The 23,921-nt window shown below is 69.6% G+C and carries 21 protein-coding genes and 1 pseudogene; 6 read left to right on the top strand and 16 right to left on the bottom strand.

Annotated features, from left to right (window positions below):
• Positions 1–48 precede the first annotated feature (48 nt).
• Complete coding sequence (locus ABLE93_RS04185; protein WP_348838106.1) at positions 49–837, top strand: helix-turn-helix domain-containing protein; 789 nt, start codon at positions 49–51, stop codon at positions 835–837.
• A gap of 7 nt (positions 838–844) precedes the next feature.
• Here the strand turns inward: ABLE93_RS04185 and nadC are convergent, their stop codons facing one another.
• The 10 genes and pseudogenes from nadC to ABLE93_RS04135 form a co-directional block, all read right to left on the bottom strand.
• Positions 845–1,699, bottom strand: a complete 855-nt coding sequence (gene nadC / locus ABLE93_RS04180) for a carboxylating nicotinate-nucleotide diphosphorylase (protein ID WP_348838104.1) — start codon at positions 1,697–1,699, stop codon at positions 845–847.
• Between the two features lie 11 nt (positions 1,700–1,710).
• Positions 1,711–3,246 carry an L-aspartate oxidase gene (locus ABLE93_RS04175; protein WP_348838102.1) on the bottom strand — a complete coding sequence of 512 codons (1,536 nt, stop codon included), beginning with the start codon at positions 3,244–3,246 and terminating at the stop codon, positions 1,711–1,713.
• On the bottom strand, positions 3,243–4,295 hold the full coding sequence (nadA, locus tag ABLE93_RS04170; RefSeq protein WP_348838101.1) for a quinolinate synthase NadA: 1,053 nt from the start codon (positions 4,293–4,295) through the stop codon (positions 3,243–3,245). Before nadA ends, ABLE93_RS04175 begins: the two co-directional genes overlap by 4 nt.
• A gap of 58 nt (positions 4,296–4,353) precedes the next feature.
• On the bottom strand, positions 4,354–5,298 hold the full coding sequence (locus ABLE93_RS04165; protein WP_348838100.1) for an NUDIX hydrolase: 945 nt from the start codon (positions 5,296–5,298) through the stop codon (positions 4,354–4,356).
• Positions 5,299–5,415: 117 nt separating this feature from the next.
• Entirely contained in the window at positions 5,416–6,432 is a 1,017-nt protein-coding gene (locus ABLE93_RS04160) for a diguanylate cyclase domain-containing protein (RefSeq protein ID WP_348838099.1), read from the bottom strand.
• Positions 6,429–7,076, bottom strand: a pseudogene (locus tag ABLE93_RS04155) (chemotaxis protein CheB). Before ABLE93_RS04155 ends, ABLE93_RS04160 begins: the two are co-directional and overlap by 4 nt.
• 97 nt (positions 7,077–7,173) lie before the next feature.
• Positions 7,174–7,779, bottom strand: coding sequence for a 3-isopropylmalate dehydratase small subunit (leuD, locus tag ABLE93_RS04150; RefSeq protein WP_348838098.1), 606 nt, complete (start codon positions 7,777–7,779; stop codon positions 7,174–7,176).
• 120 nt (positions 7,780–7,899) lie between these two features.
• Complete coding sequence (locus tag ABLE93_RS04145; RefSeq protein WP_348838097.1) at positions 7,900–8,457, bottom strand: cytochrome b; 558 nt, start codon at positions 8,455–8,457, stop codon at positions 7,900–7,902.
• Positions 8,458–8,537: 80 nt separating this feature from the next.
• Positions 8,538–8,960, bottom strand: coding sequence for a metallopeptidase family protein (locus tag ABLE93_RS04140; protein ID WP_348838479.1), 423 nt, complete (start codon positions 8,958–8,960; stop codon positions 8,538–8,540).
• Between the two features lie 631 nt (positions 8,961–9,591).
• Positions 9,592–12,303, bottom strand: coding sequence for a ligase-associated DNA damage response DEXH box helicase (locus tag ABLE93_RS04135; RefSeq protein ID WP_348838478.1), 2,712 nt, complete (start codon positions 12,301–12,303; stop codon positions 9,592–9,594).
• 202 nt (positions 12,304–12,505) lie between these two features.
• On the opposite strand from ABLE93_RS04135, the gene ftsW reads away from it, so the two are divergent.
• The 3 genes from ftsW to murC all read left to right on the top strand — a co-directional run bounded on the left by ftsW (position 12,506) and on the right by murC (position 16,357).
• Positions 12,506–13,717, top strand: a complete 1,212-nt coding sequence (gene ftsW / locus ABLE93_RS04130) for a putative lipid II flippase FtsW (protein ID WP_348838096.1) — start codon at positions 12,506–12,508, stop codon at positions 13,715–13,717.
• A 103-nt stretch (positions 13,718–13,820) separates the two neighbouring features.
• Positions 13,821–14,948 carry an undecaprenyldiphospho-muramoylpentapeptide beta-N-acetylglucosaminyltransferase gene (murG, locus tag ABLE93_RS04125; protein WP_348838095.1) on the top strand — a complete coding sequence of 376 codons (1,128 nt, stop codon included), beginning with the start codon at positions 13,821–13,823 and terminating at the stop codon, positions 14,946–14,948.
• A complete protein-coding gene (gene murC / locus ABLE93_RS04120) occupies positions 14,945–16,357 on the top strand; it encodes a UDP-N-acetylmuramate--L-alanine ligase (protein ID WP_348838093.1) in 1,413 nt (470 codons plus the stop codon). The genes murG and murC overlap by 4 nt, the downstream gene beginning before the upstream one ends.
• Before the next feature lie 22 nt (positions 16,358–16,379).
• On the opposite strand, the gene ABLE93_RS04115 is transcribed toward murC, so the two are convergent.
• Positions 16,380–17,357 carry an aminopeptidase gene (locus ABLE93_RS04115; protein WP_348838091.1) on the bottom strand — a complete coding sequence of 326 codons (978 nt, stop codon included), beginning with the start codon at positions 17,355–17,357 and terminating at the stop codon, positions 16,380–16,382.
• Between the two features lie 295 nt (positions 17,358–17,652).
• Here ABLE93_RS04115 and ABLE93_RS04110 point away from each other — a divergent pair, with 295 nt between their 5' ends.
• Positions 17,653–18,414: a GntR family transcriptional regulator gene (locus tag ABLE93_RS04110; protein ID WP_348838089.1), complete on the top strand. Its 762-nt coding sequence runs from the start codon at positions 17,653–17,655 to the stop codon at positions 18,412–18,414.
• 15 nt (positions 18,415–18,429) lie between these two features.
• Here ABLE93_RS04110 and ABLE93_RS04105 read toward each other — a convergent pair whose 3' ends face one another.
• Positions 18,430–19,821, bottom strand: a complete 1,392-nt coding sequence (locus ABLE93_RS04105) for an aspartate aminotransferase family protein (protein ID WP_348838087.1) — start codon at positions 19,819–19,821, stop codon at positions 18,430–18,432.
• A 183-nt stretch (positions 19,822–20,004) separates the two neighbouring features.
• Between ABLE93_RS04105 and ABLE93_RS04100 the strand changes: the two genes are divergently transcribed.
• The gene (locus tag ABLE93_RS04100; protein WP_348838086.1) at positions 20,005–20,535 is read left to right on the top strand and encodes a thioesterase family protein; all 531 of its coding nucleotides are present in this window, start codon (positions 20,005–20,007) and stop codon (positions 20,533–20,535) included.
• Between the two features lie 5 nt (positions 20,536–20,540).
• On the opposite strand, the gene ABLE93_RS04095 is transcribed toward ABLE93_RS04100, so the two are convergent.
• From ABLE93_RS04095 to ABLE93_RS04080, 4 genes are read right to left on the bottom strand one after another with little or no spacing between them, the layout of a single operon-like run.
• Positions 20,541–21,245, bottom strand: coding sequence for an ABC transporter ATP-binding protein (locus ABLE93_RS04095; RefSeq protein WP_348838084.1), 705 nt, complete (start codon positions 21,243–21,245; stop codon positions 20,541–20,543).
• Entirely contained in the window at positions 21,223–22,014 is a 792-nt protein-coding gene (locus ABLE93_RS04090; protein ID WP_348838083.1) for an ABC transporter ATP-binding protein, read from the bottom strand. Before ABLE93_RS04090 ends, ABLE93_RS04095 begins: the two co-directional genes overlap by 23 nt.
• Entirely contained in the window at positions 22,011–23,039 is a 1,029-nt protein-coding gene (locus tag ABLE93_RS04085) for a branched-chain amino acid ABC transporter permease (protein ID WP_348838082.1), read from the bottom strand. Before ABLE93_RS04085 ends, ABLE93_RS04090 begins: the two co-directional genes overlap by 4 nt.
• The gene (locus ABLE93_RS04080; protein WP_348838081.1) at positions 23,039–23,920 is read right to left on the bottom strand and encodes a branched-chain amino acid ABC transporter permease; all 882 of its coding nucleotides are present in this window, start codon (positions 23,918–23,920) and stop codon (positions 23,039–23,041) included. The genes ABLE93_RS04085 and ABLE93_RS04080 overlap by 1 nt, the downstream gene beginning before the upstream one ends.
• Position 23,921: the final 1 nt, after the last annotated feature.

Genomic DNA, 23,921 nt, shown 5'->3' with positions numbered 1-23,921 from the left:
GTGCGGCCCGTCGCAGTGTGGTGAAGTACCGACCGGAGGAGCCTAGGCATGCCCGTGCCGCCCCGCTTGTACGAACGTGCTGCGCCGGGGCAGGCCCTCGGGCCGCTCTGGTTCCTGGACGAGGGCCGCACCTTCTTCGCCGGTCCGCTCACCTACAATGCCCCGCACCAGCATGGCGCGCCGGTGTTCCTCGCCGGGCTCTACGGGCCGTTCGGCCTGCGCATCGCGGGCGGCTGCTGGCAGTCGTGCCGCACCGCTCTGGTGCCGGCCGGCGTGGTGCATGAGCTGGACGTGGGCGGCGAGCCCATCGCCGTCTTCTATCTCGAGCCGAGCGTGGACGGCGCCCATGCGCTTGCGCCTCTGGTGGCCAATGCGCGGGAGGAGCAGGGCGCGCTCTTCGGACGCGGCAGCGTGCTGCCGCTGCTGCGCGACATGTGGGAGGCCCCGGACAGCGCCACCTGGGCGGGCGAGGCGCTGAGCGATGTGGTGGATGTCTCCCGCCGCCGGGCGCGCGTCGGGCTCGATCCGCGCATCGCGCGGGTGGCGGCGGCGATGAATGACGGGGACGGCGTGCCCGAGCTTGCCGTGCTCGCCCGGACGGTCGGGCTGTCCCCCTCGCGGCTGCAGCACCTCTTCACAGCCGAGGTGGGCGTGCCGTTCCGTCGTTACCGCGCGTGGGGCCGGATGCGGCGCGCCATAAGCGAGATCGCCGCCGGCAGCAGCTTCACAGCCGCCGCTCATGGGGCGGGCTTTGCCGACCAGGCCCACTTCACCCACGATTTCCGCCGCACGTTCGGCGCGGCGCCGTCCCAGAGCCTGCGCGGCGTACGCCTCTAGTCCGCCGTCACCCGGCCCAGTCGAGGCCGATGTCGAGGATGGGGGCGCTGTGGGTCAGCCACCCCACCGAGATGAGGTCCACGCCCGCGGCGGCGATGGCGGGGGCGGTGTCGCGGTTCACCCGCCCCGAGGCCTCGGTGAGCATGCGCCCGCCCACCATGCGCACGGCTTCGGCGAGCGTCTCCGGCGTCATGTTGTCGAGCAGCACGGCGTCGGCGCCGAGCGTGAGCAGTTCCTCCAGCTGGGCGAGGGTGTCCACCTCCACCTCGATCTTCACCATGTGCCCGGCCCGGGCGCGCACGCGCCGCACCGCCTCGGCCACCGAGCCGGCGATGGCCACATGGTTGTCCTTCACCAGCACGGCGTCGTCGAGACCGAAGCGGTGGTTGGCGCCGCCGCCGGCGCGCACGGCGTATTTCTCCAGCGCGCGCAGGCCCGGCGTGGTCTTGCGGGTGCAGACGATCTGCGCCTTGTGGCCGGCGATGGCATCAGCCAGTGACGCCGTGGCGGTGGCGATGCCGGAGAGCCGGCAGGCGAGGTTGAGCCCGGTGCGCTCGCCGGTGAGGAGCGCGCGGGAGGCGCCTTCCACCTGCGCCAGCACGGTGCCGGGCGCGACCCGTGCGCCGTCGTCCACGCGGCGCTCGAAGCGGATGGCGGGATCCAGCAGCCGGAAGGCGAGGCGGGCGCAATCGAGCCCCGCCACCACGCCCTCCTGCCGGGCGGCCAGCACCAGCCGGCTGGTGTGGCCGGCGGGCACGACGGCGTCGGTGGTGATGTCGCCGGCGCGGCCGAGGTCTTCCAGCAGCGCGGCGCGAACGATGGGCTCCACCATCAGCTCGGGGAGCGGGTCGAGGGCGGCCATGGCAGATCCGTTCAGGGCGCGAGGGCGAGGTCCGGCGCGGCGACCCGCCGGGCGGCGGCGAAGGCAGCGTCGAGGGTGATGCACGAGCGGCGGGCGACCGCGCCGGCGTGGGGGAAATCGGTGCGGGCGTGGGCGCCCCGGCTCTCGGTGCGGGCGAGGGCGCTTGCCGCCATCATCAGGCCCACGCGGGCGGGCGGGGCGGCGGGGCCTTCACCCTCCGCCAGCGGCAGGAGGCGGGCGAGGGCGCGCGTCAGACCCTCCGCGTCGCGGGTCACCCCGACGAGGCGCGAGACGATGGGCCGGGCCGCCGCTGGATCCGCCGCCGGCGGCAGGGCCGCGGCGAGCCGACGCGCCGGGCGGCCGGAATCCCGTCCGGCGATGCTGAACGCCACGTCACGGCCGCAGACCACCGCCTCCAGCAGGGAGTTGCTGGCGAGGCGGTTGGCGCCGTGCAGACCGGTGGACGCCACCTCGCCGGCAGCCCACAGGCCGCCCACGCTGCTGCGGCCCTCCCCATCCACCGCGACGCCGCCCATGTGGTAGTGCGCGGCGGGGCGGATGGGCACGAGGTCGGTGGCGGGATCGATGCCCGCCGCATGGCAGCCGGCGGCCACCTGCGGAAAGCGCGTGGCGAAGCGGGCGCCGAGGCTGGCGCGGGCGTCTAGGAACACCTCGCGGCCGGCCGCCAGCTCCCGCCAGACGGCGCGGGCGACCACGTCGCGAGGCGCCAGCTCCGCCCCCGGCACGCCGGCGAGGACGCGCCGGCCGGTGCCGTCCACCAACACGGCGCCTTCGCCCCGCACCGCCTCGCTGATGAGCGGCAGCGGGCGCGCCGGGGTGGCGAGCGCGGTGGGGTGGAACTGCACGAATTCGAGGTCGGCCATCTGCGCGCCGGCCTCGGCGGCGAGGGCGAGGCCCATGCCGAACGCGGACAAAGGATTGGTGGTATGCTCGTAGAGCGCGCCGATGCCGCCGGTGGCCAGCACCATCCGCCGGGTGCGCAGCACGCCGCCGCCCTTTGCCATGGCGAGGACCAGCCCCGCCACCGCGCCGTCCTCCAGCAGGATGCGCCGCGCCTCGCCCTCCACCACCGTGATGGAGGGACAGGCGCGGACGGCGGCCGAGAGCGCGCGCACCAGCTCGCGGCCCGTGCCGTCGCCGTCCGCATGGACGATGCGGCGCCGGCTGTGGGCGGCTTCGAGGCCGAGCAGCAGGGCGCCGTCCGCCCCGCGGTCGAAGGCGACGCCGAGGCGTTGCAGCGCGTCCACCGCTTCGGGCCCGGCGGCGAGGATGCGGCGCGCCACCTCCGCGTCGCACAGGCCGTCGCCGGCGCTCAGCGTATCGGCGAGGTGGAGGACGGCGTCGTCGTCCGGGCCGACGCTGGCGGCCATGCCACCCTGGGCCAGCGGGCTCGACCCGTCCGTGCCGAGGGGCGCCCGCGTCACCAGCACCACCGGTTCGGGGGCGAGGAACAGGGCGGCGGAGAGCCCGGCGATGCCGGCGCCGACGACGACCGCGCGGCCGTCCAGCGCGTCGAGCGCGGTCACAGCGCCAGCATCCGCTCGACCGAGGCGCGGGCGCGCGCGGCCACCTCGGGCGCGATGGTGACTTCGGTTTGGTTCTCCTCCAGCGCCGTGCGGATGTTGGCGAGGGTGATCTTCTTCATGTGCGGGCAGAGGTTGCACGGCCGGATGAAGTCGATGTCGGGATAATGCACCGAGACGTTGTCGCTCATGGAGCATTCGGTGAGCAGCACCACCCGCCCCGGGCGCTTCTCGCCCACGTAATCGCTCATGGCGGCGGTGGAGCCGGCGAAATCGGCTTCCGCCACGACGGCGGGCGGGCATTCGGGGTGCACCAGAACGGTGACGCCGGGATGGGCGGCGCGCAGCTCGCGCACGTCCTGCGCGGTGAACAGCTCGTGCACCTCGCACTGGCCGGCCCAGCTGATGATCTCGACCCCGGTCTCGGCCGCCACGTTCTTCGCCAGATACTGATCCGGCAGCATGATGACCTTGGGCACGCCGAACGACTTCACGATCCGCGCTGCATTGCCGGAGGTGCAGCACACGTCCACCTCCGCCTTCACCGCGGCCGAGGTGTTCACATAGGCGATGACGGGAAGGCCGGGATGGGCCGCGCGCATCAGGCGCACATCGGCGGCGGTGATGGAATCGGCCAGCGAGCAGCCGGCTCCGGCGTGGGGAATGAGCACGGTCTTGCCGGGGTTCAGCAGCTTGGCGGTCTCCGCCATGAAGGCAACGCCGGCCAGCACGATCACGTCCGCATCCACCTTCGTCGCCTCGCGGGCGAGCGCCAGGCTGTCGCCGACGATGTCGGCGACGCAGTGGAAGATCTCGGGCGTCTGGTAGTTGTGCGCGAGGATGACGGCGTTGCGCTCGCGCTTCAGGCGCAGGATCGCCTCGGCATCCTCGGCGAAGAAGGCCCAGTCGGCCGGCGGCACCACCCGCCGCACCCGCTCGTAGAGATGCGCCGTGCGGGCGAAGGCGTCCGCCAGGGCCCCCGCATCGGGCGTGCGCGGCTTGAGAAGGGGGGCCGGCGAACGGGCGGCGGCAGCGTGGGCGTATCCAACCATTGACTATACTCACTTTGAGCATATGTTGGGCATATGCTTATCCTGAGCATAAGTTCTGTCAAGTGCGTCCGAGGGGAAGCTTCGTTCCGGCGAGCGCCCGCTCCTCCACCACAGAATGCCGGAAGCGGAAAAGTTTCGCAGGTCGGCCAAGGGTTTCCGACGTGGTGCCGCCGGTCTCCTCGACCAGTTCCTGCTGCTCCATCAGCCGGCGAAAATTCTGCTTGTGGAGCGTGCGCCCGGCAATGGCCTCCACGCAGCGCTGCAGCTGAAGCAGGGTGAAGGTGGGCGGCATCAGCTCGAACACCACCGGGCGGTATTTGATCTTGGCACGCAGGCGGGCAATGCCGGTGGCGAGGATGCGCCGGTGGTCGGCGATCATCGGCCGGCCGGCGCCGCCGGCCTCGTCGCGGCCTTCGCGCCGCAGCCGCTCCGCGACGATGCCAGCCTCGTAGAGCAGTTCGTAGCGCTGGAGGGTCAGCTCCTCGTTCCAGCGCGCATCATCGAACCCGAAGGTCACGGCGGCGCGCTGGCGCCGGTCGGCCCGCGTGCCCGCCGTGTCCGCCGCCTCGGCCCAGGCGGCGAGGGCCGGCGCGAGCACCCTGGCGATCATCGCCGGCGGGCCGGCGCGATGGTCTTCCCACGGGAAATAGTCATACCAGCCGTGCCACGCCCCGTGCTGCGCCCCACCGGCGCCGTCGCGCGGCGCCTGCTCGCGGGCGAGGCCCAGATAGGAGATGGAGATGGTGCGTGCGGCGCCGGCCGCGTCGGCGCGATCCTTGTCGGCAAAGGTGTAGAGCTGCTCGAGATAGCCGAGGGGATGGTGGGTGCGCTGCTCCACCCAGTCGCGCAGGCCCTGCTGGAGCGAGCGGTGGGCGAGCTCGAACGGGCCGGAGGGTAATGCGCTGCCGCGCTCCACCGTCATCACCCGCGGCTCGCCGTTCGTCACCGCCGCAAGCACGGCGATCAGGTCGACGACGACGGATCGGCTGGCACGCTGCGGCATGGGGCTCCCGGGCGAGGTCTGCGGCGGGCCCGTCGGCGTTCCGATAGCACGACGGCGCGACGCGGCGATAGCGGCGTGTTTAACGGCTCGCGCGGAGCGCGGCGGGGGCGCTCAGCCCTAGACGGCCACGCGGCGCGGCGCGGCGAACCGCACCCCGTTCTTGCCCTGCTGCTTCACCTCGTACATGGCGGTGTCGGCCATGCGGATCAGCTCCGCCTCCTCCATGGCGTGATCGGGGTAGAGCGCGATGCCGATGCTGGTGCCGACATTGACGGTGAGGCTCTGGCCGGCGTGGGAGAGCCGATAGGGCTCCGCCAGCTGGCCGCACAGCCGCTCGGCCTGCGCCTTGGCGGCCTCCGCGTTGGGGAGGTCGGTCATGATGACGGCGAACTCGTCGCCCGACAGGCGGACGGCGAAATCCTCGTGCCGCAGATTGCTGCGCAGGCGGTTGGCGATGGCGCAGAGCAGGATGTCGCCGATGCCGTGGCCGTGGTGGTCGTTCACCTGCTTGAAGCCGTCGATGTCGAGATAGAGCAGCCCGAACTGGCGGCCGTGCCGCTCCGCCTGGGCCCGTGCGCGCGACAGATGCTCGATGAACAGGATGCGGTTGCCGAGGCCGGTGAGCGCATCGTGGGTGGCCATGTGGCGGATCTGCTTTTCCACCCGCCGGCGCTCCTCGATCTCCACCTCCAGCTGGCGATTGCGCTTCTCCAGCTCCTCCAGCGCGGCGCGAAGGCGCAGCTTGGAGATGTGCAGGTCGAGGAACACGGTAACCTTGGAGAGCAGCACCGCGTCGTTGATGGGCTTGGCGATATAGTCCACCGCGCCGAAGGTGTAGCCCTTCAGGCGGTTGATATCGTCGTGGAAGGCGGCGGTGACGAAGACGATGGGGATATCGCAGGTGGCCGGATCGTTGTTGAGCAGCGAGGCGACCTCGAAGCCGTCCATGTCGGGCATCTGCACGTCGAGCAGGATCAGCGCGAAGCTGTGGTCGAGGCACAGGGCCAGCGCCTCGTTGCCGGAGCGCGCCTCGAAGATCTCCGCCTTCACCGGCGCGAGCAGGCGGCGCATGCCGACGAGGTTGGCGCGCACGTCGTCGACGACGAGGATCTTGGGCAGGTCGGCCATGCTCATGGGCGGCGTCCGAAGGCGTTGAGCGCCGCGGCGAGGTCCGCGATCGGCGCGCATAGATCGGCACCCGCGCGCTCCAACGCAGCGCGGGGCATGATGTCCACTTCGGCTTCCAAAGGTGCCTGCACCAAGGCAAGGCCTCCCAATTCCCTAACGCGCCTCAGCCCTTCCGCCCCGTCGCTGTTGGCGCCCGTCAAAACCACCCCCGCAAGCTCGCCCCCGAACGCCTCCGCGGCCGTTTCAAACAGGACATCGATCGCGGGTCGCGAATAACACACCCTCGGATCGACGGAGAGGGAAAAATAGCGGTCCCGGTCGATCTCGAGATGCTATCCGCTGGGCGCCACATGGACTTTTTTCGCTTCCACGGGCCGCCGCTCCTGCGCCGTCCCTACGGGGAGCCCGCTGGACCGCCCCAGGATGGAAGCCAGCATGTCGCGTCCTTCCGAACCCACGTGATTGACGACGACGACGGCCATGTCGAGATCCGGGTCGAGGGCGGCGAGAAGCCGCGTCAGGGCCGCCGGGCCGCCGGCCGAAGCTCCCACGACCACGGCCCGGCGGGCGGGTGCGGGCGCCGCCGGCGCGCCGTGCTCGGCTCCGCCGCGTTCGGTCCGCCCGTCTCCCGGCCTGCCGCGCTCGTCCATGGCCCGCGCAAAGCCCTTTCCTCAGATCGCGCCGGATCGGCCGCCCGGCGAACCGAACGTTGCATCTCCCGCCGACCCGCCCCGAGGACGCAGAGCCTTACAGCCAGGGGCGCTCGCCGCCCTTCGCCGCTTCGTATTCGGAAATGGCCGGGGCCTTCTCCAGGGTCAGTCCGATGTCGTCGAGGCCCTCGATCAGGCAGCGCTTGCGGAACGGATCGATCTCGAACTTCACGACGCCGCCATCGGGTCCGCGGATCTCCTGCGCGGGCAGATCGACGGTGAGGGTGGCGTTGGCGCCGCGATCGGCATCGTCGAACAGCTTGTCGAGGTCCTCCTTGGAGACGACCACGGGCAGGATGCCGTTCTTGAAGCAGTTGTTATAGAAGATGTCGGCGAACGAGGTCGAGATCACGCAGCGGATGCCGAAGTCCAGCAGCGCCCAAGGCGCGTGCTCGCGCGAGGAGCCGCAACCGAAATTGTCGCCTGCGACGAGGATCTTTGCGTTCCGGTAGGCCGGCTGATTGAGCACGAAGGCAGGATTCTCGGAGCCGTCGTCCGCATAGCGCATCTCGGAGAACAGGCCGGTGCCGAGGCCCGTGCGCTTGATCGTCTTCAGATACTGCTTGGGGATGATCATGTCGGTATCGACATTGACCAGCTTCAGAGGCGCGGCGACGCCTTCCACGACGGTGAACTTATCCATAGGACCCTTGTGCCTTGTCGACGGTTGAGGGCTGGGCGCGGAGCCGGGCGGGCGGGGCGCCTTCTGCCTTTTCCATAACAGGCGGCCCGCCTCTTGCCCAGCACCCCGGCCGGCCGGGACTTAAGGGGCAAGGCGTTCCGGCAGCATGCGCTTCAGCACATCGTCCTTCATCACGAAATGATGCGCCAAAGCGGCCGCGGCGTGCAGCAGGGCAAGGACGACCAAAGCGTTGGCCAGCCACTCGTGCAGCTCGATCACCTGGCGGGCGAGGTCGCGGTTGACCGCGATGGGCGAGGGGATGGTGAAGAGCGAGAAGAAGCTCACCGCGTTGCCGCGCAGGAAGGCGAGATAGACGCCCACCGCCAGCGTCGCGATCAGCAGGACATAGAGCAGGCCATGCGCGGCATGGGAGGCGATGGCCATGGGCCGGCTGATCTGGCGGGAAGCCGGCGGGTTGCGGCCGAAGATGCGCACCGGGATGCGCAGCGCCACCAAAGCGATCAGCAGCAGGCCGACGGAGATGTGCACCCACCACACCGCCGCGCGCTCCGGCGTGCCGCGGGCGAAGAGGTCCTCGAGGTAAGTGACGCCATAGATCGCGATGACGGCGATCGCGGTCAGCCAGTGCAGGGCGCGCAACGGCGCGGCATGGCGGGTGAGCCGGGGATCGGTGGGCACGCGCGTCTCCTTCGTTGTTTCGATTAATTCTAAACAACCGGCGCGCCACGTCCAGTCCTGTCTCCCTACTGCCCCTGCGGTCAATTGGCCCGATCCTCTATGGCCTCCATGTCGTCGTCGGACAGGCCGAAGTGGTGGCCGATCTCGTGGACGAGGACATGGGTGACCACGTCGCCCAGGGTTTCCTCGTTCTCCGCCCAGTAGTCGAGGATCGGTCGGCGGTACAGAAAGACCATGTTGGGCATCTGCCCCGTCTCCGATACCGCGCTCGATTGGGCGCGGCCGATGCCATGAAAGAGACCGAGCAGATCGAACGGGGTTTCGGCGCCCAGTTCGTCCAGCACCTCGTCGGTGGGAAAGTCCTCCACCTTGATGACGAGGCCCTGGCACAGGGCGCGGAAGGAGGCAGGCAGCGCCGCGAAAGCTTCGGCGGCGAGTTCTTCCAGCTCTTCGATGTCGGGCGCCTCCAGATCGCGCCAGCGGCTTTTCGGCGACGCGGTCATCCGTGACATGCCAATACCTCCTCCTGGATACATTCATGCTGCACTGCAACATCACGAACCTGCGAAGTCGTCGGCGCCGGTGACTTGACCGCCTTGGCCGTCACGGACCCGTGACTTTCCTGAACACTTGGTTAACGCAAGCATCAAGTGGGGTTCAGGGTGCCTTGGTTAAGGAACTCTTACTGCCCCTGCATCGTTGATGATGCGGAACGGGACACGGGAGAAGAGCTATGCTGCGCAAGCTTGCTGTGACGGGTGCATTGGTGTCGATCCTTGGACTTGCTGCGTTTTTCGCGCCGCACGAGGCCAGCGCCGCGACTGTGACCACCGTGGTCGGCGCGATCTTCTGAGTCGGACGCCATCGAGCGGGCTTTTCGCGCGCTCGACGATCACGCGATTGTGAACAACGGGAAGCCGGTTCTGAATTGCCCGTTTCCCAGATGCAACAGCCCAAAACCCTTCTTCGCGGGTGCGAAAAGACCGGCGGATCGATCAGGGCTGGAAGTGATTCGGGCGCCGCGCGCTGCGATCAGCGCCCTACTGCGGTGCGGTAGCCCGCCTCTCATGAACGAACGTCCGACGACATATTCGGTGCGCGCGCGCCCTTAGGCCCGCGCAACGGCTCTCCCCATCAAGTCGTCGCGGCCCGGATGAGTTCCTCCTCGGCTTCGGCCAGCAGCTCCTCGCTGGCCTCGCCGCCGACACTCTCCCTCCCGATTTCCAGCAGCACCGGTACTGCCAGCGGCGAAACCCGCTCCAGCGGCACGTGCACGATGCGCCCGACGATGCGGGCAAGCATCTCCCCAAGACGCTTTACGTCCAGAAGGCCCGCGGCTGCGTCCGCCCGCGCGGCGCGCAACAGAAGATGATCCGGCTCGTGCCGGCGCAGCACGTCGTAGATAAGGTCGGTGGAGACGGTGACCTGCCGCGAGGTCTTCTCCTTGCCTGGAAAACGGCGTTCGATGAGGCCGGCGATGACCGCGCAATAGCGGAAGGTCCGCTTCATCAGCGCGCTTTCGGCGAGCCATGCCTCGAGATCGTCCCCCAGCATGTCCTGGTCGAACAGCTCGTCGAGGCTGAGCCGCCCCTGCCGGATAGCCGCCCCCATGTCGCCGGCGGCGTAGACGGCGAGGGCATAGTCGTTGGCGACGAAGCCGAGCGGCTTCAGCCGCGCCCGCTCCAGCCGCCGCGTCAGCAGCATGCCCAGCGTCTGGTGCGCCAGCCGTCCCTCGAAAGGATAGGTGACGAGGTAGTGGCGGCCGAACTGCTCGAAGGTTTCCACCAGCAAATCGTCCCGGCCCGGCAGGCGGGAGCGCTGCTTTTGCAGCTCAAGCCAGTCGCGCACCTGGCCCGGCAGCGCGCCCCAGCGCTCCGGCGCGGAGAGGATCGCCCGCACCCCGGCGGCGAGGAAGGTGGAGAGGGGAAACTTTCCGCCCGCATAGGCCGGCACCTTGGGCTCGGTGGCGGTGGTGCGCGAGACGTAGACCTCGTCCTCCACCATGAGCTCGTAGCGCAGGATCTCGCCGGCGAAGACGAAGGTGTCCCCCGGCACCAGCGTTTCGACGAAATATTCCTCCACCTCCCCCAGGAACCGCCCACCGAACCGCACCCGGCCCGCGACGCCCGACTTGGCCGACCCGCGCGCCGAAACGAGGCGCACTTTGAGCATGGCGGCCTCGACGATGGTGCCGATGTTCAGCCGGTAGGCCTGCGCCACCATGGGGTTGGCGACCCGCCACAGGCCGTCCTTGGTGCGGCGGATCTTGGCGTAACGCTCATAGGCGCGCAGGGCGTAGCCGCCGGTGGCGACGAAATCGAGGGCGGCGTCGAAATCGGCCCGGCTGAGGTGGCGGTAGGGCGCGGCGGAGCGCACCTCGCCGTGCAGCGCGTCGGCGTCGAACGGCGCGGCGCAGGCCATGCCGAGGATGTGCTGGGCCAGCACGTCCAGGGCGCCGGTGCGCTCGGGCGGCGTGTCCTGCGCGCCGGCCCGCACGGCTTCCAGCGCAGCCCGGCACTCCAGAACCTCGAACCGGTTGGCCGGGACCAGCACGGCGCGGGAGGGCTCGTCCAGCCGGTGGTTGGCGCGGCCGATGCGCTGCATGAGGCGCGAGGCGCCCTTGGGCGCGCCGAGATTGATGACGAGGTCGACGTCGCCCCAGTCGATGCCGAGGTCGAGGGAGGACGTAGCGACCACCGCCTTGAGACGCCCCGCCGCCATGGCCGCCTCCACCCGGCGGCGCTGGTCCACCGCCAGCGACCCGTGATGGAGCGCGATGGGCAGGTCGAGATCGTTGATGCGCCACAGCTCCTGGAAGATGAACTCGGCCTGGCGCCGGGTATTGACGAACACCAGCGAGAGCGTGTTGGTCGCCAGCAAGGCGTAGATGTCGCGCACCGCATGCAGCGCCATGTGGCTCGCCCACGGCATGGGCGCGGCGGTCTCCATCATCCGCACGTCCGGCGGCGCCCCGCCCTGCGCCAGCACGAGGTCGGCCAGAGGACCCTCCGGCGTGTCCGCATCCTGCGCCACCAGATAGCGCCGCAGGTCGTCCGGCTCGGCCACGGTGGCGGAGAGGCCGACGCACTGAAGGCCGGGCGCGATGCGCCTCAGGCGGGAAAGGGCGAGGGCGAGCAGGTCGCCCCGCTTGGAGGTGACGAGGGCGTGCAATTCGTCCAGCACCACGCGCTTGAGGCCGGAGAAGAGATGCTCGGCATCCTTCGAGGCGAGGAGCAGGGAGACCTGTTCCGGCGTGGTGAGCAGGATGTGCGGCGGATCCCTGCGCTGGCGCTGGCGGCGGGATGCCGGCGTGTCGCCGGTGCGGGTCTCGACGCGGATGTCGAGGTTCATCTCGGCGATGGGCGTCTCGAGATTGCGGGCAATGTCCACCGCCAGCGCCTTGAGCGGCGAGATATAGAGCGTGTGCAGCGGCGATTTCGGCCGCTCCGCCTGCCAGTGGGCGAAAGGCACGGTGGACGACGGCTCGGCCGCCTCGACCACCGTATCCTCCTCCCATCCGTCGCCCAAGATCTGGCTTCGGGCATGGCGTGCGGTGCCGCTCCCTTTCCCGCTCGTCGGCGCCGCCGGGGCAGGGGGCGCCGGGGAGGGCGCTGGTCTCGGGCGGGCCGTCCGCTCCCTGGGCCGGTTCAGCTCGATCAAGGTGGGAAGGAAGCCTGCCAGCGTCTTGCCGGCGCCGGTGGGGGCGATGAGCAGCACCGAGCGGCCGCTTTCGGCGGCGGCGATGAGATCGAGCTGGTGCGGCCGCGGCGCCCAGCCGCGTGCGCGAAACCAGCTTTCAAACGGATCGGGGAGGGACGCTGCCCCCTTGCGCTTCGCCTTGGCCACCGCCCGAAGATAGGAAGTCGCCGCCCCTTGCGCGAGCCTCGCCCCGCCTCCCGCGCGCGATTTGCTCACCCGTCGGCGCCCATCCCCTCGGCGTGCCCAAGGCGAGCGTCCCAAGCCCGCCGCAGGCCGAACGTCCTTAATCGGCCGTCAACCCTCGCCGGGGCATGGTGCGCGTCATGTCACCTCCCGGAGTAAGCGTCCCATGATGTCGCGCGCCGACCGCACCGTGCTGAGCGAATGGTGGTGGACGGTGGACCGCGCCCTGCTGGCCAGCCTTGGCGGGCTGATGGTCATCGGCATCATCCTGTGCCTTGCCGCCAGTCCGGCGGTGGCGGCGCGGCTCAACATCCCCGATCCGTTCCACTTCGTGAACCGGCAGGTGCTGTTCCTCGTGCCGGCGGCGGTGGTGATGGTGGCCACCTCCTTCCTGTCGCCGCGCACCCTGCGGCGCACCTGCATCGTGGTGTTTGCCATCTTCTTCGTGCTGCTGCTGGCGACGCTGGTGATCGGCCCGGAGGTGAAGGGCGCGCGGCGCTGGCTCACCATTGCCGGCGTCACCGTGCAGCCGTCGGAATTCATCAAGCCGGCCTTCGTCATCCTTGCGGCGTGGCTGTTCGCGGAGAGCACCAAACGGCCGGAGATGCCGGCGACGCTGTTCGCCTTCGCCTTGCTCGGCAGCGTGCTCGGCCCGCTGGTGAAGCAGCCGGACTTCGGCCAGAGCCTGCTGATCTGCCTGGTCTGGGCCTCGCTGTTCTTCCTCGCGGGACTGAGGTGGATCTGGATGGTGGGGCTGGTGGGCATTGGCGCCGGCGGCGGCTTCATCGCCTACATGACCGTGTCCCACGTGCAGAAGCGCATCAACCGCTTCCTCAATCCCGATTCGGGCGACACCTACCAGATCGACGCGGCGCTCAATTCCTTCCGCAACGGCGGCTGGTTCGGCACCGGCCCCGGCGAGGGGACCATGAAGAGGATGCTGCCGGACGGTCACACCGACTTCGTCTTCGCCGTGGCGGGGGAGGAGTTCGGCATCATCCTGTGCCTCATCATCCTCGCCCTGTTCGCCTTCATCATCCTGCGGGCCCTGTCGCGCGCCTCCAAGGAGAGCGACCCCTTCTCCCGCTTCGCCATCACCGGCCTTGCCCTGCTGTTCGGCCTGCAGGCGGCCATCAACATGGCGGTGAACGTCCATATCGCGCCGGCCAAGGGCATGACTCTGCCCTTCATCTCCTATGGCGGCTCCTCCCTCATCTCCATCGCCTTCGGCATGGGCATGCTGCTCGCCCTCTCGCGCAAGCGGCCGGGGGCGGCGGCGCTGGCGCGGCTCACCGAGACGGTGTCCGGCGAGCCGCGGCGGGGCGAAAGCCTCGCCCGGCCGGTGGCGCCGCCGGCGGCCCTGCCCGATCCGGCCTGAGGCGTCCCCGGAACCGCCGCATTGAAGGGGCAAAGGCTCGCGCCGCATCGTCCGGGGCCCGGGCCGCGCCGGACCGGCCCCGCGTTCGAGGCCAGGGGGTAACGTGACCGATCTCGTCCTGCTCGCCGCCGGAGGCACCGGCGGCCATCTGTTTCCGGCCGAGGCTTTGGCGGCCGCGCTGGCGGGCCAAGGCTTCGCCGTGGATCTCGCCACCGACGCCCGCGCCGCGCGCTACGCTGGGCATTTCCCGGCGCGCGAGCTGCACATCCTGCCCTCCGATACCGTGCGTGGGCGCTCGCCGGTGGCGCTGGCCCGGACCGGCCTCGCGCTGGCCTCCGGCTTCGTCTCCAGCCTCGCGCTGATCCGCCGGCTGAAGCCGGTGGCGGTGGTGGGCTTCGGCGGCTATCCCACCGTGCCGCCGCTCATGGCCGCCGCCGTCCTGGGCGTGCCCACCATCGTGCACGAGGCCAACGGCGTCATGGGCCGGGCGAACCGCATGCTGGCGCGGCGGGTGAGCGCCATCGCCACGGGCTTTCCCGGCGTGGTGGATGCGGATCCCGTGCTGAAGGCCAAGGCCGTGTGGACCGGCAATCCGCTGCGCCCCGCCGCCGTCGCCGCCGCCGCGACGCCCTTTGATCCGCCGGTGCCCGGCGGGGAGCTGCGCGTGCTCGTCTTCGGCGGCAGCCAGGGCGCGCGGGTGATGTCGGACGTGGTGCCCGATGCGGTGGAGCGGCTCGACGCCGATTTGCGGCGCCGCCTCGTCCTCACCCAGCAGGCGCGGGAGGAGGATCTGGAGCGGGTGGTGGGCACCTATGCCCGCCTCGGCGTGCGCGCCGAAGTGAAGCCCTTCTTCGATGATCTGCCCGCCCGCATGGCGGGCGCCCATCTGGTGGTCGCACGCTCGGGCGCCGGCACGGTGGCGGAACTCTCCGCCATCGGCCGACCCTCCATTCTCGTGCCCTTGCCGCACGCCCTCGACCAGGACCAGGCGGCCAACGCCCGCACCCTGAGCGCGGTCGACGCGGCGCTGGTGCTGCGGCAGGTGGAATTCGAGCCCGACCGTTTGGCGCTGGAGCTGCACAGCTTCGCGTCCGAACCCATGTCATTGACGCGGATGGCGGATCACGCCAGAAGCCAGGGCGTGCTCGACGCCGCCGAGCGGCTCGCCGGTCTGGTCCGGCATCTGGCGGCCGGCGGCGCGGTCGCAACCTTCAGGGGGAACAGCGCATGAAGCTGCCGTCCGGCCTCGGCTCCATCCATTTCGTCGGCATCGGCGGCATCGGCATGAGCGGCATCGCCGAGGTGCTGCACAATCTCGGCTACGAGGTGCAGGGCTCGGACGTGGCCGAGAGCGCCAATGTGAAGCGCCTCACCGACCACGGCATCAAGGTGATGATCGGCCATCAGGCGTCCAACGTGGACGAGGCCGACGTGGTGGTGGTGTCCTCCGCCATCAAGCGCGACAATCCCGAGCTGATGGCGGCCCGCGCCAAGCGCCTGCCGGTGGTGCGCCGCGCCGAGATGCTGGCCGAGCTGATGCGGCTGAAGAGCTGCGTCTCCATCGCCGGCACCCACGGCAAGACCACCACCACCTCGCTGGTGGCGACCCTGCTCGACGCCGGCAATTTCGATCCCACCGTCATCAATGGCGGCATCATCAACGCCTATGGCACCAACGCCCGCCTCGGCGACGGCAACTGGATGGTGGTGGAGGCGGACGAGAGCGACGGCACGTTCCTGAAGCTGCCCACGGAAGTCGCCATCGTCACCAATGTGGACCCCGAGCACCTCGACCACTTCAAGACCTTCGACAAGGTGCAGGAGGCCTTCAAGGCCTTCGTGGAGAACGTGCCCTTCTACGGCTTCGCGGTGATGTGCATCGACCATCCGGTGGTGCAGGCGCTGGTGGGGCGCATCGAGGACCGGCGCGTCATCACCTATGGCGAGAACCCGCAGGCGGACGTGCGCCTCGTGGACGTGGACCTGAAGGGTGGTGTCACCAAGTTCGGCGTGGTGTTCCGCAACCGCGCGGGCGAGACGGTGCACGAGATCCGCGGCCTGCGCCTGCCCATGCCCGGCAAGCACAACGCGCTGAACGCCACCGCCGCCATCGCCGTCGCCCACGAGCTGAAGGTGCCGGACGAGAAGATCATCGAGGCGCTGTCCCAGTTCGGCGGCGTGAAGCGGCGCTTCACCCGCACCGGCGAGTGGAACGGCGTCGCCATCTTCGACGATTACGGCCACCATCCGGTGGAGATCGCCGCCGTGCTCAAGGCGGCGCGGGCGGCGAGCGACGGACAGGTGATCGCCGTGGTGCAGCCGCATCGCTACACCCGCCTCGCCTCGCTGTTCGACGAATTCTGCACCTGCTTCAACGATGCCGACCATGTGGTGGTGGCGCCGGTCTACACCGCCGGCGAGGCGCCCATTCCCGGCGCCGACCGCGACCATCTGGTGCAGGGCCTCATCGCCCACGGCCACCGCTCGGTGACGGCGCTCGACGGCCCGGAGCAGCTGGCCGGCATCGTCTCCGGGCTGGCGAAGCCCGGGGATTACGTGATCTGCCTCGGCGCCGGCTCCATCTCCGGCTGGGCCTATGCCCTGCCGGGCGAACTTGCGGCGCTGAAGCCGGCGGCCTGAGCGGCGCCGGCCCGGGGCCTTATCAGGCCAGGACTTCGCGGTCCTTCAGCACCACCGTGCCGTCCACCGTCACGATGGGGTGGCGGATGACCAGGTCCACGTGACCCACCGCGCGGATGCTGCTGCCGAAGGTGATGCCGTTGCCGATGCCGAGGTGCAGGGTGCCGAACTCGCCCTCGTCCTCCAGCTCCACGCCGCGTCCGATCTTGGCCTTGGGGTTGAGGCCGACGCCCAGTTCCACGTGGCAATACATGTTCTCGTCGCCGTAGGACTTCAGCAGGTCGGCGAGCTTGCGGCCGTCCTTCGCCGCGGTGTCGATGTCCACGATGCGCCCGTTCTGAAGGGTGATCTGGAACGGCTCGAGCACCTCGCCGCCAGGCACGACCGCGCCGTCGATGACGGCGACGCCGTTGGTGGAATGCTCCACCGGAGACACCGCGGTCTCGATGCAGGGCGGCGGGGAGATGGTGCCCGGCGCGTGGCAGATGCCGGTCTGCGGCACCGCGTGGCGGCCGCGGATGTCGAGGGTGAAGTCGGTGGCGCCGTCGTTGCTGGTGACGCGCACGCTGCTGCCGCGCTCGAAGGCGCCGGACAGGCGCATGATGATTTCCGACTGCTTCACGAAGTCGATGTCGAGGCTGCCGTCGAGGAACATCTTCTCCTGGCAGCCCGGAAAGAAGATGAGCCGCGCGCCCGCCGCGCTCGCGGCCTTGCGCGCGCTGGTGTGGTTCACCGAGAAGGTGGTGGGGGCGACGATGGCGTCGGCCGCCTTCATGGCCTCCGCGATCACCTTCGGCAGCTCCTCGCCGTGCCGCGTGCGCGGCTTCATCACCAGCATGAAGGTGTCCGCCCCGCGCTCGATGCCGGCGAGGGTGAAGAGGTTGCCGACCGCGATGTTGTCGGCGTCGGTCAGGACCAGCAGCTGCTCTCCGGCCCGGATGGCGAGGCAGCTGTCGAGGATGTTGCCGATGGACCGCATCATGGCCATTTTCTCGATCATCGCTCGCCCTCTCAAAAGTTCAGCGCACCCGCCTTTGCGTAGGCCGTGCTGCGGTCGAAATTGTATACACTCGACAAAGTGCGCGTCAACGCCGGCGCCGTCCGGCGCCTCCCCGGGGCGTCTGGACCGCCGCCGCGGTCGATGTACACTCAACCCCTGCGGGCGTGCGTCCCACGGGCGATTCGGGCGGACAGGGGATAGACGGTGCGTGGTCGGGGCATATCCAGGCGGGTGGCCTGCGCGTGCGCGCAGCAAGCCCAGGGGAGGGGCGGCGCGCCGGCGCAGCCTTGCGTCCATGGGCATTAGCCGGCCGACCCCGCTTGTGGTGCCGCCCCGCGGCCGCGCCTCGTCCCGCCTCCCCGCCGCGCCGGAGACCGACATCTCATTGCCGGACGTGCTGGGATCGGAGATCGCCACCGTCCTGGAACGGCGCATCATCTATCTCGACATCGCCCCCGACGCCCGCGTGACCGAGCAGGAGGTCTGCGACGAGTTCAACATCTCGCGCTCGCCCGTGCGCGAGGCCTTCCGCCAGCTGGAATCCACCGGGCTGGTGGTGCGCCTCGCCCGGCGCGGCATCCGGGTGAAGGAACTGAGCGTCGCCGATCTCGACGACATCTACGCCTGCCGCACCCCGCTGGAGGGCATCGCCTCGGGCCTTGCCGCCAAGCGCGCCACCAAGGAGGATCTCGCCACCATGCAGGGCCACCTGAAGGCCATGCAGGCGGCGCTGAAGGCCGGCCACGTGCGCGAGTTCTTCCTGCACAACGTGGGCTTCCTCACCGTGATGCACGAGGCCGCCGGCAACAAGATGCTGGTGCGCATCCTCTCGGTGATCGAGAAGCAGGCCATGCGCTATCGCTATCTCGCCCATATCGAGGACGAGACCATGCTGGTGCTGGTGCACCAGGGCCTCACCGAGGTCTATGCCGCCATGGCGGCGCGCCAGCCCGCGAAGGCGAAGGCGGCGCTGGTGCGCACCATGATGCAGTCGCAGAAGACCATCCGTGGCGTGGTCCGCCGCCATCTGTCGAGCCCGCGCGCCGCGGACGACTGAGCGAGCGCCCCGCGCTCAGGCCGCGGGGGCGGCGCGGGTCTTCACCCAGGCGGAGGTGTCGTCGAGCGCCGCGCCGAAGCGGTCGAGGATCATGCCGATCTCCGCCTCGGTGATGATGAGCGGCGGGCAGAAGGCCAGCGTATCCTCGATGGCGCGCAGGATCAGGCCATGCTCCTGCGCCCGGGCATGCAGATAGGCCGCCACCTGACCGGGCGGGTCGAACTTGGTCTTGCGCGCCTTGTCCGCCACCAACTCGACGCCGGCGATGAGGCCGACGCCGCGCACCTCGCCCACCAGCGGATGGCCCGCGAAGCGGCTGCGCAGCCCGTCCTGAAGAGCGGGCGCGACGGCGGCGGCGTGGGCGATGAGGTCGCGCTCCTCGATGATCCGAAGGTTTTCCAGCGCGACCGCGGTGGCGACAGGATGCCCGGTGGCGGTGAAGCCGTGACCGAAGGCGCCGATGCGGTCGGAATTGTCGGCGATCACCTGATAGACCTGATCGCTGAGGACGATGGCCGAGAGCGGCATGTAGGACGAGGTGAGCTGCTTGGACAGCACCATAAAGTCCGGGGTGATGCCATAGCGGTCGCAGCCGAACGGCGTGCCCAGGCGGCCGAAGCCGTTGATGACCTCGTCGGCCACCACCAGCACGTCGTGGCGCCGGCACACGGCCTGGATCTTGGTCCAGTAGGTGTCGGGCGGCGGCATCACGCCGCCGGCAGCCATCACCGGTTCGCCGATGAAGGCGGCCACCGTCTCCGGACCCTCGCGCAGGATCATCGCCTCCAGCTCTTCGGCGAGCCGCGTGGCGAAGGCCTCCTCGCTCTCGCCCGGCAGCGCGTTGCGATAGTGGTGGGGACAGGTCAGGTGCAGGAAGCCGGGCAGCGGCAGGTCGAAGTCCCGCTGGTTCATGGGCAGGCCGGTCATGCTGCCGGCGATGATGGTGATGCCGTGATAGGCCCGGGCGCGGGAGATGATCTTCTTCTTGGCCGGGCGGCCGAGGGCGTTGTTGTAGTACCAGATCATCTTCACGACGGTATCGTTGGCTTCCGACCCGGAATTGGTGAAGAAGACCTTGGTCAATCCCTCCGGAGTCATCTCCACCAGCCGCTCGGCCAGCTCGATGGCGGGGGCGTTCGATTTGTGGGAAAACGTGTGGTAATAAGGGAGGGCCTGCATCTGCCGGGCGGCGGCCTCCACCAGCCGCTTCTCACCGAAGCCGAGGGCGACGCTCCACAGCCCCGCCAGCCCCTCGATATAGGCCTTGCCCTGGTCGTCATAGACGTGAATGCCCTCGCCCCGGGTGATGATCATGGGCCCCTGGGCTTCGTGCCGGCGGGCGTTGGTGTTGGGATGAAGAAGGTTGGCGATGTCCCGCACGTGCAGCGAGTTGGACTGGTCGGTCATCGAGATCTCCTGCGGAGGGCGGGGCGCTCTTGGGGCGGGGGGTGGAAACGGTGCGGGTGCGCCGTCCGTGCGGGGAGGGGTGGCAGCCTCGCCTCCCGGCCGGTGAGGCAGGGCATGGGGCAGGGCTGTCATTCGGTCCGAATTTGTATACAATCGACAAAAATGTCAACGTAGGAGCGCGTCGTGTCGGAGCAGGTCGTCTCGCAGCAGGTCGTCCCGGAGCCCGGTGCCATCGTCAGCCACGCGGTGGTGGAGCCGCACTGGATCGATTTCAACGGGCACATGAACTATGCCCAGTATGTCGGCGCCTTCGATGTCGCCTCGGACGTGCTCCTCGCCGAGCTCGGCCTCGGTCCAGCCTATCGCGCGCGCACCGGGCGCACCACTTATGTTGTCGAGGCCCATCTCACCTACGACCGCGAGGTGAAGGAAGGCGATCCGCTGGAGATCCACACCTTCCTCGCCGGTGCCGACGACAAGCGGCTGCACCTCTACCTGCGCATGTTCCACGCCACCACGCGCACCCTCGTCGCCACCAACGAACTGCTGTGCCTTCATGTGGACCAGAGCGGACCCGCCGCCCGGGCCGTCGTCTTCACGCCGGAACAGGGCGAGATGATCGCCGCCATGGCCGGCGCCCATGCCGCCCTCGTCCGCGACTTTCCCCTCGGCAAGGGCATCGGCCTCAAGGGCCGGCGGGCCAACGCCGGCTGAGTGCCCTAACGGCCCAGATAAGAGCGCAGCACGGCGGGATTGTCGATGAGCCCGGCCGCCGGTCCGGAGAAGGCGATCTCGCCGTTCTGCAGGATGTGCGCGAATTCCGCCACCGCCGCCGCGACGCCGATGTTCTGCTCCACCAGAAGGATGGTGAGCCCGCGGGCGTTGAGGGCGAGGATGGTGTCCACCATGTCCCCCACCACCGCGGGGGCAAGGCCGGCGGAGGGCTCGTCCATGAGCAGGCACTTGGGCTTCGCCATCAGCGCGCGGCCGATGGCCACCATCTGCTGCTCGCCGCCCGAGAGCGCGCCGGCCGGCCGGCGCTTCTTGGCGGTGAGCTTGGGAAACAGCGTGTAGATCTCCTCGAGATCGGCGCGGATCTGCGCGCGGTCGCTGCGGGTCGCGGCGCCGAGCTCCAGATTGTCGTCCACGCTCAGGCTCGGCCACACCTCGCGGCCCTGCGGCACCTGCACGATGCCGGTGCGCACGAAGTCGTAGGCGGTGAGGCCGGCGCATTCGGTCGCGCCGAAGCGGATCGAGCCCGACACGGGACGCACCAGCCCCGTCAGGGTGTTGAGCATGGTGGTCTTGCCCGAGCCGTTGCCGCCGAGCAGCGCCACGATGCGGCCCTCCGGCACGTCGAACGACACGTCGCGCAGGACCTGGGTCAGCCCGTAGGAGACCTTAAGATGCTGAATGACGAGCACGCAGTTCCTTTCCGAGGTAGGCCTCGATGACGTCGGGGTCGTTGCGCACCGCCTCGGGCTTGCCGTCGGCGATGATCTGGCCGGAATTCAGCACCGTCACCTCGTCGCACACGTCCATCACCAGGCGGATGACGTGCTCGATGAGCACCAGCGTCACGCCCTTGTCGTCGCGGATGCGCCGCAACAGGAGGTCGAATTCGCTGAGGCGGTTAAGGCTGAGGCCCACCGCCGGCTCGTCCAGCAGCACCACCTTGGGCTCGCTGATGAGGGTGCGGGCGATCTCCACCACCCGCTGCTGGCCGAATGAAAGCTGGTGGCCGGGCCGGTCGGCGAACTGCGCCATGCCGACGAATTCCAGCGCCAGCCGTGCCGCCTCCTCGGTCCGCTCCTCCTCCTCGCGGCAGGACGGCAGGCCGAGGCCGGCGGCGAACAGGCCCGTCACCGTCTTGCGGTGCAGGCCGCACATGAGGTTCTCGAGCACGGTCATGCCCTTGAACAGCTGCGAGGTCTGGAAGGTGCGGCCGATGCCCCGCCGCGCGATGGTGCTGGGCTTGAGGCCAGTCACCACCTCGCCGTCCAGCACCACTTGACCCGTGTCCGGCCGGTGGATGCCGCAGATGACGTTGAGCAGCGTGGTCTTGCCGGCGCCGTTGGGGCCGATGATGCCGCGGATCTCGCCTTCGCCCACGTCGAGATCCACATGGTCCAGCACATGGACGCCGCCGAAGCTGACGCCGACGCCCCGCAGGGCGAGCATGGAGCGCCTCATGACACCCCCCTCTCCTGCGCCGGAGGCGCCAGCGGCAGGGAGGTGGGCGGCTCGGCCGGGGGAAGGGCGCCAGCGCGATGCAGCGGCTCCTCCCAGCCGGGGACGTGGCGCCGGATCACCGAGACGATGCCGCCGCGCATGAAGATGATGAAGACCAGCAGCATGGCGCCGAACACCACCTCCTGCGCGCCCTTGAACTCGCGCAGGCCTTCCAGCACCAGCACGATGGTGCCGGCGCCCAGCACCGAGCCGGCGATTGAGCCCAGCCCGCCCACCACCACCATGGCCTTCTGCAGCACCATCTGGAACAGGTCGTAGCCTTCCGGCGAGACGAAGTTCAGCATCTGGGAATAGAGCCCGCCGGCGATGCCGGCGTAGAAGGCGCTCAGCCCGAAGGCCAGCGCCTTGTAGCGCAGGAGATCGACGCCGAGGGATTCCGCCGCCACCTCGCTGTCGCGCACGGTGATGAAGGCCCGGCCGATGCGCGAGGTGACGATATTGCCGGCGAACCAGACCATGGCCACCATGATGACGAGGCTGAGATAGTAGAGCCCGTGCCGGTGATCCACCGGCAGCGGCGCGAATGACACCTGCGGGGTCTTGAAGCCGCCGGCGCCGAAGGTGACGCCCTCCCAGTGCAGGAACACCCATTGGGTGAACTGGGCGAAGGCAAGCGTCGAAAGGGCGAGATACAGCCCGCTCAGCCGCAGGGCCGGCAAGGCGAGGGTGAGGCCGACCGCGGTGGCGATGAGCGCGCCCGCGGGAAAGGCGATCAGGAAGGGCCAGCCAAAATGCACCTGCAGCAGGCCGGTGCCGTAGGCGCCGATGCCGAACATGGCGGCGTTGGCGAAGGCGAGCTGGCCGGCATAGCCGAGCAGGAGATTGAGGCCGACGGACAGCAGGATGTAGATGAAGATCAGATTGGCCACGAACAGATGGTAGGGGTTCGCCCCCAGCGGCAGGAGCGCGGCGACCAAGACGAGCGCGAGCATCACGTTGCGGCGGCGCAGGAAAGAGAGGGGCATCAGACCCTCCGCGCTTTGTAGAAGCTGAGCAGCCCGGTAGGACGTATCAGCAGCACCAGCATGATGGCGATGAAGGCGGAGACCTCCATCATGCTCGAATGGATGTAGCCGCCGGCCAGCGCCTCGACGATGCCGATGGCGAGGCCGCCCACCACGGCGCCGGGCAGGCTGGTGAGCCCGCCCACCACGGCGGCGGCGAAGCCCTTGATAAAGAACGAGAAGCCCATGTCCGGATAGAGCAGGGTCAGCGGCGCGGCCAGCACGGCGGCGGCGGCGGCGACCGCCGCGCCGGTGCCGAAGGCGAGGGTGTAGATGCGCTCGATGCGGATGCCCACCAGCGTCGCGGCCTTCGCATTGTCGGCGGTGGCTTGCATCATCTTGCCGATGCGGGTGAAGCGGAAAAAGGCGCCGAAGGCGAGCATGATGGCGATGGCGCCCGCCAGCACCGCGATCTGCTGCGGCACAAGCACGATTTCGCCCAGCATGATGGGATCGGTGGAGGTGATGGGCGGGAAGGAGAGATAGTCGCCCTTTCCGCCCCAGATGATCCGGCCGATGCCCTTCAGCATGAAGGAGATGCCCACCGTCGCGAGGACGATGGCGACCACGTCGGCGCGCAGCAGGGGGCGAAAGGCGATGCGGTCGATGGCGCAACCGAGCACGAAGCCGACGAGGACGGCGCCGGCCAGGGCCAGGGCGAAGTCGAAACCGAACTGGACATGGATCGACCAGGCGATGAAGCCCGCCACCATGAACAGCTCGCCCTGGGCGAAGTTGATGACGCCTGTCGCCTTGTTGACGACCACGAGCCCGAGGGCGACGAGGGCGTAGAGCGCCCCCGTCGTGATTCCGCTCAGGAGCAGATAGCTGAGCATGGTCATG

The organism is Xanthobacter pollutisoli, assembly GCF_040044995.1.
GTDB lineage: Bacteria > Pseudomonadota > Alphaproteobacteria > Rhizobiales > Xanthobacteraceae > Xanthobacter.
This window is presented reverse-complemented; position numbering and strand designations above follow the sequence as displayed.